Genomic DNA, 12988 nt, shown 5'->3' with positions numbered 1-12988 from the left:
CATCCGTCTCCACAACTCTGGTTGTAGGAGCGAGGCTTGCCCGCGAAGAATGCGCCGCGGATTTCCTGTTGCACCGCGTCATAGCTGTTCGCGGGCAAGCCTCGCTCCTACGGGATCACATCCGGAACACGCCGAAGCGGCTCGGTTCGATGGGTGCGTTCAGCGACGCCGACAAGGCCAGGGCCAACACGTCGCGGGTCTGCGCCGGATCAATGACGCCGTCGTCCCACAGCCGGGCGCTGGAGTAGTAGGGGTGACCCTGTTCTTCGTACTGATCGAGGATCGGTTGCTTGATCTCGGCTTCCTGCTCTGCGCTGAAACGATGCCCGCTGCGCTCGGTTTGCTCGCGCTTGACCTGCACCAGCACACCCGCCGCCTGTTCGGCGCCCATCACGCCGATTCGCGCGTTCGGCCACATCCACAGGAAGCGTGGATCGTAGGCCCGGCCGCACATGCCGTAGTTACCGGCGCCGAAGCTGCCGCCGATGATCACGGTGAATTTCGGCACCTTGGCACAAGCCACGGCGGTCACCAATTTCGCGCCGTGCTTGGCGATGCCGCCGGCCTCGTATTTCTGGCCGACCATGAACCCGGTGATGTTCTGCAGGAACAGCAACGGAATGCCGCGCTGGCAGGCCAGTTCGATGAAGTGCGCGCCTTTCTGTGCGGCCTCGGCGAAGAGGATGCCGTTGTTGGCGAGGATCGCGATCGGGTAGCCGTGCAGGTGGGCGAAGCCGCACACCAAAGTCGTCCCGAACAGCGCCTTGAACTCATCGAACACCGAGCCGTCCACCAGTCGTGAGATCACTTCACGCACATCGAACGGTTGCTTGGCGTCGGCCGAGACCACACCGTACAACTCGTCGCTGCTATACAGCGGCGCGATCGGAGCACGTTGTTGCAGTTCGCCGAGCTTGCGCCAGTTGAGGTTGGCCACGCTGCGCCGGGCCAATGCCAGGGCATGTTCATCGCTTTCAGCGTAGTGGTCGGCGACCCCGGAAATCTTGCAGTGCACATCGGCCCCGCCGAGGTCTTCGGCGCTGACCACTTCACCAGTCGCGGCTTTCACCAGCGGTGGGCCGGCGAGGAAAATCGTGGCCTGCTGACGAACCATGATCGCCTCGTCGGCCATCGCCGGAACGTAGGCGCCCCCGGCGGTGCAAGAACCCATGACCACCGCAATTTGCGGAATGCCCATGGCACTCATGTTGGCCTGGTTGAAGAAGATCCGCCCGAAGTGTTCGCGGTCCGGGAACACTTCATCCTGACGCGGCAGGTTGGCGCCACCGGAGTCCACCAGATAAATGCACGGCAGGCGATTCTGCTGGGCGATGGTTTGCGCGCGCAGGTGTTTTTTTACCGTCAGCGGGTAATACGAGCCACCTTTCACGGTGGCATCGTTGGCGACGATCATGCATTCGACGCCTTCCACCCGGCCAATCCCGGCAATCACGCCGGCGGCGGGAACGTCTTCGCCGTACACCGCGTAGGCCGCCAGTTGGCTGATCTCGAGAAATGGCGAACCCGGATCGAGCAGGCGATTGATCCGCTCACGGGGCAGCAATTTACCCCGCGATGTGTGACGTTCTTGCGCCTTCGGGCCGCCACCTTGCTGCACTTGCGCGAGCAGGGTGTGCAGGGCGTCGACCTGTTTGAGCATCGCCGCGCTGTTGGCCGCGAACTCCGCCGAACGGGGGTTGAGCTGGGTATGCAGGATAGCCATGGACAGCTCCGTTTAGCGGGTTTCGTTGAACAGTTCGCGACCGATCAGCATGCGACGGATCTCACTGGTGCCGGCGCCGATTTCATACAGCTTGGCGTCACGCAGCAGACGACCGGCCGGGAATTCGTTGATGTAGCCATTGCCACCAAGAATCTGGATCGCGTCGAGGGCCATTTGCGTGGCGCGTTCGGCGCTGTAGAGAATCACCCCGGCGGCGTCCTTGCGGGTGGTTTCGCCGCGCTCGCAGGCCTGGGCCACGGCATACAGGTAAGCGCGGCTGGCATTGAGTTGGGTGTACATGTCGGCGACTTTGCCCTGGATCAACTGGAATTCGCCGATGCTCTGGCCGAACTGTTTGCGGTCGTGGATGTACGGCACGATCAGGTCCATGCAGGCCTGCATGATCCCGGTCGGGCCACCGGAAAGCACTACGCGCTCATAGTCGAGGCCGCTCATCAGCACTTTCACGCCGCCATTGAGTACGCCGAGGATGTTTTCTTCCGGCACTTCGACGTCATCGAAAAACAGCTCGCAGGTGTTTGAACCGCGCATGCCCAGCTTGTCGAATTTGTTGCTGCGGCTGAAACCTTTCCAGTCACGCTCGACGATGAACGCGGTGATGCCGTGCGGGCCTTTTTCCAGGTCGGTCTTGGCGTAGATCACGTAGGTGTTGGCGTCAGGACCGTTGGTGATCCAGGTCTTGCTGCCGTTGAGCACGTAGTGATCGCCGCGTTTGTCGGCGCGCAGCTTCATCGAGACCACGTCGGAACCGGCGTTCGGCTCGCTCATGGCCAGGGCACCGATGTGTTCGCCGCTGATCAGTTTCGGCAGGTATTTGCTTTTCTGTTCATGAGTGCCGTTGCGGTTGATCTGGTTGACGCAGAGGTTGGAGTGCGCGCCGTAGGACAGGGCGACCGACGCCGAACCACGGCTGATTTCTTCCATGGCAACCACGTGCGCCAGATAACCCAGGCCGGCGCCGCCGTACTCTTCCGGCACGGTGATGCCCAGCAGGCCCATGTCGCCGAATTTGCGCCACAGGTCGGCCGGGAACAGGTTGTCGATGTCGATCTGAGCGGCGCGCGGGGCGATCTCTTTGGCGACGAAGGACTGAACCTGATCGCGCAGCATGTCGATGGTTTCACCGAGGGCAAAGTTCAGGGATGGGTAGCTCATGGGGCACCTTTTGGCTTTTTTGTAGGGTGGGGAGGGCAGTGATTCAGCTCTCACCTTTACGTTAACGTAAGCCTGTGACGAATGGCTGTCAATCACCCTTTACGTTAACGTCAACTTGAGCGAGAGTAGAGCCAGTTCTGAAAGACTGTGGCGAGGGGGCTTGCCCCCGTTCGAGTGCGCAGCGCTCGCAGATCTTGGGTCCGCTGCGCGGCCCAACGGGGCAAGCCCCCTCGCCACACAAGCCGGCTCCTACAGGTCGCCGGTACAGCCCATTAATAAAGACAATAGGGGTCGTCATGGATCAACCCAGTGCAAACCCGCAGCGCAGCTATACCCGTGGTTCCCAGGACAAAGCCTTGCTGGCGATGACCATCGGCCAGGCGTTTGATAACACCGTCGCGCAATACCCGAACGGGGAGGCGCTGGTCGTGCGCCATCAACAGCTGCGTTACACCTGGCAGCAGCTGTCGGATGCTGTTGATCTGCACGCCAGAGCATTCCTGGCGCTGGGTTTGCAAACCGGTGACCGGCTCGGCATCTGGGCCCCGAACTGCGCCCAGTGGTGCATCAGCCAGTTCGCCAGTGCGAAAATCGGCGTGATCCTGGTCAACATCAACCCGGCTTATCGCAGTTCAGAACTCGAATACGTATTGAAGCAATCCGGCTGCCAATGGCTGGTCTGCGCCGGGGCCTTCAAGACCTCCGACTATCACGGCATGCTGCAAGGGTTGGTGCCGGAATTGGCGGAGCAATCCATCGGCCACTTGCAGAGCGAACGCCTGCCGGAACTGCGTGGGGTCATCAGCCTGGATGCGCAGCCACCCTCGGGTTTCCTGCCGTGGTCGCAATTGGCCGATCTGGCGGCCAGTGTGTCGATCGAGCAATTGCACGAACGCCAGGACAGCCTGCATTTCGATCAGGCGGTGAATATCCAGTACACCTCCGGCACCACCGGTTTCCCCAAGGGCGCGACCCTCAGCCACTACAACATTCTCAACAACGGTTACATGGTCGGCGAAAGCCTCGGCCTGACCGCCGATGATCGGCTGGTGATTCCGGTGCCGCTGTATCACTGCTTCGGCATGGTCATGGGCAACCTCGGCTGCGTCACCCACGGCAGCACCATGATTTACCCCAACGATGCCTTCGATCCACTGTTGACCCTGACCACCGTCGCCGAAGAAAAAGCCACCGCGCTTTATGGCGTGCCGACCATGTTCATCGCCATGCTCGATCAGCCCAAGCGCGCCGAATTTGATTTGTCGAGCCTGCGCACCGGGATCATGGCCGGGGCGACGTGTCCGATCGAGGTGATGCGTCGGGTTATCGGCGAAATGCACATGAGCGAAGTGCAGATTGCCTACGGCATGACGGAAACCAGCCCCGTGTCTTTGCAGACCGGTCCGTCGGACGACCTGGAATTGCGCGTCACCACGGTCGGCCGCACCCAGCCGCAACTGGAAAGCAAGATCATCGACGAGGCGGGCAATCTGGTGCCACGCGGCACCATTGGCGAGCTGTGCACTCGGGGTTACAGCGTGATGCTCGGCTACTGGAAAAACCCGCAAGCCACCGCCGAGGCTATTGATGACGCTGGCTGGATGCACACCGGCGATCTGGCGAGCATGAACGACGAAGGCTACGTGTGCATCGCCGGGCGTAACAAGGACATGATCATTCGCGGCGGTGAGAATATTTACCCGCGCGAACTGGAAGAGTTCTTCTTCACCCACCCGGCGGTTGCCGATGTGCAGGTGATCGGCATTCCTTGCTCCCGGTATGGCGAAGAGATTGTCGCCTGGATCAAATTCCATCCCGGCCACAGCGCCACCGAACAGGAGTTGCAGGCCTGGTGCAAGGAGCGTATCGCGCACTTCAAGACGCCGCGTTACTTCAAGTTCGTCGAGGAGTTTCCGATGACCGTGACCGGCAAGATCCAGAAGTTTCGGATGCGCGAGATCAGCATCGAGGAACTCAAGGCTATACCGTAGGAGCGAGCGGTGCGGCGATCCGACTTGCCCGCGAAGGCGATTTGTCATTCAGCATTGATGTCGACTGATCTGGCGCCTTCGCGGGCAAGCCTCGCTCCTACGTATTTGGGGAATGGGGAAACGCAGGAAGCACAAAGGGGAGCCGAAGCTCCCCTTTAATTTTGTCGTTACGTGCTCTTTTTTTATTATTGAGGGGCGGTCTGTTGTTGTTTTTGGCAACCGTGGCCCTTTACCGCTGTTTTTGTCGATCCCCATCCGGGATCAAGAGCAAACGTATTTTTTTGAGCGCTGATCTACTTTTTCGCCAAGCGATCCAACCAGTTCGGGAGCTACCTGAAGGTAGTTTTATTGTTCTCTGCCCGGTTGCGGGTTACTCCGAAAAGCACCCTGAAAAGCACACCTTCTCCAAAAAAATCTGTTAGCTGCGTCTCTGCCGTGTTGTTCTTGTTATGTCAGAGTCGTTACGTCTTATTTTTATTGGTTTGCAGCTTTTTATTCTTGTTATGCCATAGAGATAGCAGAAGCCGTGCCAACTTTGAAAAGTTCTTTAAAATCAATGATTTGATTTTTTGTGAGATTTTTCATCCGTACCAAACCTGACAATTTGTTTCCGTGTTACTCGTTTCCGCCCCACGTGCCAGAACACGCGGTAACACCCGGACACATCCGCGTCGTCACTGTGCGCTGCGAGCCTTGGCCACGCGAGAACCAGTAGGGCGCCCCAGCACCGCGCAAATCTGCTGGCCGGCGCGAATCAAGGCGTCCAGGTCGATCCCGGTCTCGATGCCCAGGCCGTTGAGCAGGTAAACCACGTCTTCGGTGGCGACGTTACCGCTGGCGCCCTTGGCGTACGGGCAGCCGCCAAGGCCGGCGATGGAGCTGTCGAACACCGCAATGCCTTCCAGCAGGCTGGCGTAGATATTGGCCATGGCCTGGCCATAGGTGTCGTGGAAGTGCCCGGCCAGTTTTTCCCGTGGCACGTCGGCCGAAACCACTTCAAACATCTTGCGGGTCGCGCCAGCGGTGCCGGTGCCGATGGTATCTCCCAGCGAAACCTCGTAGCAGCCCATGGCATAGAGTTCGCGAGCGACCCGGGCGACTTGCGCAGGCGCGACATCACCCTCGTAAGGGCAGCCCAGCACACAGGACACGTAACCGCGCACGCTGACGCCGTGTTGTTTGGCCGCGTCCATGATCGGCACGAAGCGCTCCAGGCTTTCGCTGATCGAGCAATTGATATTGCGCTGGGAGAACGCTTCGGATGCTGCGGCGAACACGGCGACTTCCTTGACCCCGGCGGCGATAGCGTCTTCAAAGCCCCGCAGGTTGGGGGCGAGGGCGCCATAGGTTACCCCTGGTTTGCGCTGGATCTGCGCGAAGACCTCGGCGGAACCGGCCATTTGCGGCACCCATTTGGGCGAGACGAAACTGCCGACTTCTATATAGCCGAGGCCAGCGGCGGTGAGCGCATCGACCAATTGCACCTTGTCCGCGACGCTGATGGGTTGGGCTTCGTTTTGCAGACCGTCGCGGGGGCCGACTTCGACCAGGCGTACGTGGGTGGGGAGGGACATGGGAATCGACCTGTTGAGATTGTATGAATGTTCACAGAGCCCTGTAGGAGCTGGGCTTGCTCGCGAAAGCGTCAGGTCAGTCGACATCCATGTTGAAGGACATACCGCTTTCGCGAGCAAGCTCAGCTCCTACACGAGCTGCTGGCTCTTGATCGTTTGCTCCAGCGCCTGGGTGCAGCGCTCTTCGGCTGTGTCGAGTTCCAGCTTCATCTGTTCGATGTCCAGCAGTTGCTGCTCGAGTTGTTCCCGACGCTCGGCAATTTTCGCCAGCATGCTGTGCAATTGCTTGGTGTTACCGCTGGAGGGGTCGTAGAGCTCGATCAGCTCGCGGCATTCGGCCAGGGAAAAACCAATGCGCTTGCCCCGCAGGATCAGCTTCAGGCTGACCTTGTCACGGGGCGAATAAATGCGTTCCTGACCGCGACGCTCGGGGCTGAGCAGGCCTTGCTCTTCATAGAAGCGAATGGCCCGGGTGGTGATGTCGAGCTCGCGGGCGAGGTCGGAAATGCTATAGGTCTGGCTGCTCATGGAAGCGCTCGAAAAAGGTCATGGCGCTAAGCTAATGTCAGGTTGACGTTTACGTCAAGGGGCATGAATTGTCTGTGTAGTGACGGGCCTCTTCGCGGGCAAGCCTCGCTCAGGTTTGGTGTCGATCATTTAATCGTGGTTCGACGCTAACCTTGTAGGAGCGAGGCTTGCCCGCGAAGAACGATGACGCGGATTAACGTCTTACACCTTATCCAGCTTCTTCTCGTGCGCCGTGACCTGCTGGCACAACTCGATCATCTGCTCGCGCATCCAGCGGTTGGCCGGGTCCTGGTCGGTGCTTTCGTGCCAGTAGAGGTGGGTTTCCACCGGCGGAACTTCTTTGACCGGCAGGTTCACCGAGTACAAATCATGGCGACGAGCGAAGCGTTCCGGCACGGTCATGACCATGTCGGTCTGCTGTAACACCTGGGACGCCATCAGGTAATGCTGGGAGCGCAGGGCGATCTTGCGCTGGATGCCCATTTTGCCCAGGGCCAGGTCGACATAGCCCAGGCCGCTGCGGCGGCTGGAGATATGGATGTGGGTCAGGGACAGGTAATCGTCGAGGGTGAATTTCTCTTTGCCCGCCAGCGGATGGCCCTTGCGCATGGCGCACACATAACGGTCTTCCATCAACTTGACGTGACGCACCTGCGGGTCGGTGTTGAGCGGCGCATCCACTGCGAAATCCAGACGTCCGGCCGCCAGTTCCTTGGTGGTTTCGCGGCGTTTGGACAGGAAACTTTCGATGATCACCGTCGGCGCCAGGCGGCGCAGGCGCTGGAACAATGGCGGCAGGATCACCGCTTCGGTGAGGTCGGTCATGCTGATGCGGTAGGTCTTGACCGCCTGCAACGGGTTGAAGATTCGGCTTTCCTGCACCGATACCCGCAGCAGGGAGAGGGCGTTGCGCACGGGGCCGATGATGTTCTGCGCCATCGGTGTGGGCACCATGCCTTGGGCGGTGCGCACGAAAAGCGGGTCGTTGAAGGTTTCGCGCAGGCGGGCCAGAGCGTTCGACACCGCCGGTTGAGTAATGCCGACAATCTGCCCGGCGCGGGTCAGGTTGGCTTCGGTGTAGATCGCGTCGAAGACGATGAAAAGGTTGAGGTCGACCTTGCTCAGATTCATGCGCTGCACTCTTGTTATCAGGGGCGTCTTGATCGGACCCGAGGGCCTTGGCAATCAGCCGATCATATATCGGTGATGAATGTTAATACACGCCGAGAATAGGTTAGGTAAATTTTCGTAGCTGTTCTAGCATCGATTGCATGACCTGAACAACTCCTCTGAACCCCTGATTAAAAGGTAGAGCTGCCATGGATTTCGCTTATTCGCCCAAGGTCCAGGAACTGCGTGAGCGCGTGACTGCGTTCATGGACACCTACGTTTACCCCGCCGAAGCGGTGTTCGAACGCCAGGTCGCCGAGGGCGATCGCTGGCAGCCGACAGCAATCATGGAGGAGCTCAAACTCAAGGCCAAGGCTGAAGGCCTGTGGAATTTGTTTCTGCCTGAGTCCGAACTCGGTGCCGGCCTGACCAACCTCGAATACGCGCCATTGGCGGAAATCATGGGTCGCTCATTGCTGGGCCCTGAGCCGTTCAACTGCTCGGCGCCCGACACCGGCAACATGGAAGTGCTGGTGCGTTACGCCAACGAAGAGCAGAAGCAACGCTGGCTCGAACCGCTGTTGCGCGGCGAGATCCGCTCGGCGTTCGCCATGACCGAACCGGACGTGGCCTCGTCCGACGCCACCAACATGGCTGCCCGTGCCGTGCGTGATGGCGATGAGTGGGTGATCAACGGCAAGAAATGGTGGACTTCAGGGGCCTGCGATCCGCGCTGCAAGATCCTGATCTTCATGGGCCTGAGCAACCCGGATGCACCGCGTCACGCGCAGCACTCGATGATTCTGGTGCCAGTGGATACGCCGGGCGTGAAGATTGTGCGTCCGCTGCCGGTGTTCGGTTACGACGACGCGCCTCACGGCCACGCCGAAGTGCTATTCGAGAACGTCCGGGTGCCGTACGAAAACGTCCTGCTGGGCGAAGGACGCGGCTTCGAAATCGCCCAGGGTCGCCTCGGCCCGGGCCGGATTCACCACTGCATGCGTTCGATCGGCATGGCTGAGCGTGCGCTGGAGCTGATGTGCAAACGGGCGGTCAACCGAACTGCGTTCGGTAAACCTCTGGCGCGCCTTGGCGGTAACATCGACAAAATCGCCGACTCGCGGATGGAGATTGACATGGCACGACTGCTGACATTGAAAGCGGCGTACATGATGGACACCGTCGGCAACAAAGTGGCGAAGAGCGAGATCGCGCAGATCAAAGTGGTCGCACCGAACGTGGCGTTGCGGGTGATCGACCGGGCGATCCAGATCCATGGCGGGGCAGGGGTGTCCAACGATTTCCCGCTGGCCTACATGTACGCCATGCAACGCACCTTGCGCCTGGCCGACGGCCCGGACGAAGTGCACCGCGCGGCGATTGGCAAGTTCGAGATCGGCAAGTATGTGCCTAAAGAAATGATGCGCAGCGGGCACTGAAACCTGTGGCGAGGGGGCTTGCCCCCGTTCGGCTGCGCAGCAGTCGTAAATTGTACACCGCGTCTTTCCAGGAAAAATGCGGTGGCCGGTTTGAGGCCCGCTTCGCGGTCCAACGGGGGCAAGCCCCCTCGCCACAGTAGGCCCCCAAGCCACAATGTTTGGTGCTTACTTCAATACACCCAAACCTCAACCCGCCGATTCTTGATCCGCCCTTCATCCCCGCTGTTGGTCGCCACCGGCATCTCGGCGCCAAAACCGCGAATCTCGCGAAACACCACGCCGCTTTTCACCAGTTCTCGCCGCACCGCCATGGCCCGCAGTTTCGACAGCAGGTCGGCCCGCGTGGGGTCGCTCTTGGCATCGCCAAACCCTACCAACGTCACCTGCCGATTGGTTTTGTCGTGCTGCTTTATATAGTCGAGCACCCGCGACAGGTCCTGGCGAGCCTTGTTGTCCAGCGTCGCGCTGCCTTCTTCGAAACGAAAATTCACCGTCAGCCGCTGGGCATGCCGACTGAGTGCCTGATAACCCTCGGGCATCAGCGCATTCGGTGTGACGGCCATGGCCTGAACGGTCTGCGCGATAAAACCATTGGCCGCGACAATCGCCTGGCCATTGCTGCTCTGGGCGAACTTCACCAGCGCCTTGGCCCAGGGATTTTTCCCGTTCGGCGGCAGGTAAAGGAACAGCCGACGGGACAGCGGGTAATCTTCCGTCGCGATCAGGCTATTGAACGGAAGCATGGCCTGGGAGTCACCATCGACAATGGCCACTGCTTTGGCCTGGCGCACATAAGGCAAACCGATGAAGCCGATGGCTTGCGGGTCCAGACTCACCGCGTCGGACAATTGCTCACTGGATTCGAAGCGTTTCGCATTGCCGCTCAGCATTTTCCCACGCGGGCTGAGGACCAACTCCTTGAACGTGTCGTACGTGCCCGATTGGTCATCCCGCGCGTAGAGATGAATCGTCCCACCGGTGCCGCCGAGTTCTTCCCAGGTTTTCGTCTCGCCGCTGAAGATTCGCGCCAGTTGCTCGGTGTTGAGCTGCTTCAGCGGATTGTGCGGATGAAGGATGATGGCCAGCCCGTCGATGGCGATGACTTGTTCGGCAACCGGGCTTTTCAGATCGCCCAGCGGTTCGAGATCCAGTCGTTCGCTGTCCTTGATCGGCCGTGACGAGGCCGCGAGATCGGCGGAGGCGATTTTCAGGGCTTTGAATCCGGTGCTTGAACCGTGGGCCGCGACTTCCACCTCGACTCGACGGCCCTCAGCGGTTTCTCCGACGATGCGTTGTTCGTTGGCCTTGTCCGGGGCTTCGCGGTGCACCTTGAGCAGGCCCTGTTCATGCATCAACCCCTCGACCAGCGCCGGCCCCAACGCCGCGCCAATGGTGTTGGAACCCTGGATGCGCAGCACCGGGCCACGTTCGGGCGTCGGCAGATCGCCGGCCGACACCGTCAACGGCAGCACGGCGCCGAGCAGCAGCAGGAACAACACGCGCAGGGTCATGCCGGCACCTTAATAAGCCAAAGAAAGTGTCGGGAGAATAAGTCAGTAAGGTTTCTGAACGATGACAGTGATCGTTCCCACGCGCAGCAAAGGAACGTCGCCGGGGACGCTCCGCGTTCCGCTGTTGAATGTGACGCAGAGCGCCACGGGATGCATTCCGTTGCTGCGCGTGGGAACGATCAGATCAGCTCAAGCCAGATCGGCGCATGATCGGAAGGTTTTTCCATCCCGCGCAGTTCGTAATCCACGCCCGCGTCCTTGACCCGAGGCAACAACCCGTTGGATGCCATGATCAGGTCAATCCGCAGCCCGCGCTTGGGCTCATCTTCAAAACCGCGGCTGCGGTAGTCGAACCAGCTGAAACGGTCGGCAACGTCCGGGTTCAGGTGACGAAAACTGTCCACCAGACCCCAGTTCTTCAGGCGTGCCATCCATTCGCGTTCTTCGGGCAGGAAGCTGCATTTGCCGGTTTTCAGCCAGCGTTTCATGTTGTCCGGGCCAATGCCGATGTCGCAGTCTTCCGGGGAAATGTTCACATCGCCCATCACCACGATCGGCTGGTCGTTGCTGAACTGGCTTTCCAGCAATTGCTGCAAATCGCTGTAGAAACGTTCCTTGGCCGGGAACTTGGTGGGGTGATCGCGGCTTTCGCCCTGTGGGAAATAGCCGTTCATGATGGTTACCGGCACGCCATTGGCGTCGGCGAACGTGCCCCAGATAAAGCGCCGTTGAGCGTCTTCTTCATCAGTGGCGAAACCTTTGTGTAGCGCAATCGGCTCCTGGCGCGAGAGCAGGGCCACGCCGTAGTGACTCTTCTGGCCGTGGAAATACACGTGATACCCCAGCGCCTGCACCTCGGCCAGGGGAAACTGGTCGTCGTGGACCTTGGTTTCCTGCAACCCGATCACGTCCGGTTGATGCTTTTCGATCAGCGCCGCCAGCTGATGCGGGCGAGCGCGCAGCCCGTTGATGTTGAAGGAGACGATCTTCATGGTCGGCAGTCCTGGCAAAAGTGCGATGCTAGCTGACATGTAGGAATGGGGCCAGCTTTGGGGTGAGGGGATTCGTTGTGTCCTGTCAGAGATGCGTTGGCGCGGGCAAGCCTAGTCGATGAAGCTCCTCGCTTGGTCTATACCTGTCTGGGGAACTGTGAAGCCACCCGAAGGTTCGTACCAAGAAGAGCGCAGCCATCTGAGCTGTGCCCCAGGGAGATCCGCCGTTATGCCCGAAACCTCGACCGCCATCGCCGATATTCACATGCTCGACAGCGGCTATTCCCGCGAAGCACGGTCCCTGTTGTACCAGGCGTACCGGCACGAGCCAACGTTCGGCTATCTGTTCGAAGCCGAACGCCCAGGTTACGAACAGCGGGTACGGGCGACGGTGCGCGAACTGATCAAACAGCACTTTCTGCAGGATTTACCGGCCATCGGCCTGCTGGTGAATGACCGCTTGATCGGCATCGCCCTGATCGCGCCGCCGCAACGCCGCCTGGGCATCACCGAAAGCTGGGCCTGGCGCCTGCGGATGGTGCTCAGCACCGGGTTTCGCTGTACCCGACGCTACCTCGATTACCACGCCGCCGTGATGGCGTGCGTGCCGTCCGACTCGGTGCACGTCCTGCCATTGCTGGGGGTTCACCCGCAATTCCAGGGCAAGCACTTTGGCGAACAGTTGCTGCAAGCGGTGCACAACTGGTGCGCGGTCGATGAGCACTCCCAAGGCGTGATCCTCGACACTGGGAATCCTCGCTATCTGGAGTTCTATAAGCGTCAGGGCTATGAGGAAATCGGCGAAGTAGCCGTAGGACCGATTCGTGAACACGTGTTTTTCCACGCCAACCCGCAGGTGTTACAAACAGCAACAGCGTAATCGCCGAACTTTTTGGGGCAAGTCCGGCTCTATCAGGCTCCCAAGCTCGTGATAGCATCCGCGC

The 12988-nt window shown here is 60.0% G+C and carries 10 protein-coding genes; 3 read left to right on the top strand and 7 right to left on the bottom strand.

From position 1 onward, the window contains the following. Positions 1-115: 115 nt before the first annotated feature. Both AC1RL4_RS06595 and AC1RL4_RS06590 read right to left on the bottom strand, forming a co-directional pair. Complete coding sequence (locus AC1RL4_RS06595; RefSeq protein ID WP_096479892.1) at positions 116-1723, bottom strand: carboxyl transferase domain-containing protein; 1608 nt, start codon at positions 1721-1723, stop codon at positions 116-118. Positions 1724-1735: 12 nt separating this feature from the next. Next, positions 1736-2899, bottom strand: coding sequence for an isovaleryl-CoA dehydrogenase (locus AC1RL4_RS06590; RefSeq protein WP_007940933.1), 1164 nt, complete (start codon positions 2897-2899; stop codon positions 1736-1738). Positions 2900-3195: 296 nt separating this feature from the next. Here AC1RL4_RS06590 and AC1RL4_RS06585 point away from each other — a divergent pair, with 296 nt between their 5' ends. Further along, complete coding sequence (locus tag AC1RL4_RS06585) at positions 3196-4890, top strand: AMP-binding protein (RefSeq protein ID WP_096479893.1); 1695 nt, start codon at positions 3196-3198, stop codon at positions 4888-4890. Between the two features lie 674 nt (positions 4891-5564). Here the strand turns inward: AC1RL4_RS06585 and AC1RL4_RS06580 are convergent. The 3 genes from AC1RL4_RS06580 to AC1RL4_RS06570 all read right to left on the bottom strand — a co-directional run bounded on the left by AC1RL4_RS06580 (position 5565) and on the right by AC1RL4_RS06570 (position 8123). Beyond that, a complete protein-coding gene (locus AC1RL4_RS06580; RefSeq protein ID WP_019580044.1) occupies positions 5565-6464 on the bottom strand; it encodes a hydroxymethylglutaryl-CoA lyase in 900 nt (299 codons plus the stop codon). Positions 6465-6593: 129 nt separating this feature from the next. Continuing rightward, a complete protein-coding gene (locus AC1RL4_RS06575; protein WP_007904077.1) occupies positions 6594-6992 on the bottom strand; it encodes a MerR family transcriptional regulator in 399 nt (132 codons plus the stop codon). 201 nt (positions 6993-7193) lie between these two features. Further along, positions 7194-8123, bottom strand: a complete 930-nt coding sequence (locus AC1RL4_RS06570) for a LysR family transcriptional regulator (protein WP_008068246.1) — start codon at positions 8121-8123, stop codon at positions 7194-7196. 188 nt (positions 8124-8311) lie between these two features. On the opposite strand from AC1RL4_RS06570, the gene AC1RL4_RS06565 reads away from it, so the two are divergent. Then, complete coding sequence (locus tag AC1RL4_RS06565) at positions 8312-9541, top strand: acyl-CoA dehydrogenase (protein ID WP_008014296.1); 1230 nt, start codon at positions 8312-8314, stop codon at positions 9539-9541. A 170-nt stretch (positions 9542-9711) separates the two neighbouring features. On the opposite strand, the gene AC1RL4_RS06560 is transcribed toward AC1RL4_RS06565, so the two are convergent. Then, positions 9712-11052, bottom strand: a complete 1341-nt coding sequence (locus AC1RL4_RS06560; protein WP_493119330.1) for a substrate-binding domain-containing protein — start codon at positions 11050-11052, stop codon at positions 9712-9714. A gap of 179 nt (positions 11053-11231) precedes the next feature. Further along, the gene (gene xthA / locus AC1RL4_RS06555; protein WP_019580046.1) at positions 11232-12044 is read right to left on the bottom strand and encodes an exodeoxyribonuclease III; all 813 of its coding nucleotides are present in this window, start codon (positions 12042-12044) and stop codon (positions 11232-11234) included. Between the two features lie 229 nt (positions 12045-12273). On the opposite strand from xthA, the gene AC1RL4_RS06550 reads away from it, so the two are divergent. Then, the gene (locus AC1RL4_RS06550; protein WP_018925466.1) at positions 12274-12924 is read left to right on the top strand and encodes a GNAT family N-acetyltransferase; all 651 of its coding nucleotides are present in this window, start codon (positions 12274-12276) and stop codon (positions 12922-12924) included. Positions 12925-12988 lie beyond the last annotated feature (64 nt).

This window comes from Pseudomonas sp. GW822-FHT07A10, from assembly GCF_058798795.1.
This window is presented reverse-complemented; position numbering and strand designations above follow the sequence as displayed.

Excerpts from the sequence above, each read along its gene's own strand:
- AC1RL4_RS06595 (WP_096479892.1), bottom strand. The coding sequence starts at position 1,723 with ATGGCTATCCTGCATACCCAGCTCAACCCCCGTTCGGCGGAGTTCGCG.
- AC1RL4_RS06590 (WP_007940933.1), bottom strand. The coding sequence starts at position 2,899 with ATGAGCTACCCATCCCTGAACTTTGCCCTCGGTGAAACCATCGACATG.
- AC1RL4_RS06585 (WP_096479893.1), top strand. The coding sequence starts at position 3,196 with ATGGATCAACCCAGTGCAAACCCGCAGCGCAGCTATACCCGTGGTTCC.
- AC1RL4_RS06580 (WP_019580044.1), bottom strand. The coding sequence starts at position 6,464 with ATGTCCCTCCCCACCCACGTACGCCTGGTCGAAGTCGGCCCCCGCGAC.
- AC1RL4_RS06575 (WP_007904077.1), bottom strand. The coding sequence starts at position 6,992 with ATGAGCAGCCAGACCTATAGCATTTCCGACCTCGCCCGCGAGCTCGAC.
- AC1RL4_RS06570 (WP_008068246.1), bottom strand. The coding sequence starts at position 8,123 with ATGAATCTGAGCAAGGTCGACCTCAACCTTTTCATCGTCTTCGACGCG.
- AC1RL4_RS06565 (WP_008014296.1), top strand. The coding sequence starts at position 8,312 with ATGGATTTCGCTTATTCGCCCAAGGTCCAGGAACTGCGTGAGCGCGTG.
- AC1RL4_RS06560 (WP_493119330.1), bottom strand. The coding sequence starts at position 11,052 with ATGACCCTGCGCGTGTTGTTCCTGCTGCTGCTCGGCGCCGTGCTGCCG.
- xthA (WP_019580046.1), bottom strand. The coding sequence starts at position 12,044 with ATGAAGATCGTCTCCTTCAACATCAACGGGCTGCGCGCTCGCCCGCAT.
- AC1RL4_RS06550 (WP_018925466.1), top strand. The coding sequence starts at position 12,274 with ATGCCCGAAACCTCGACCGCCATCGCCGATATTCACATGCTCGACAGC.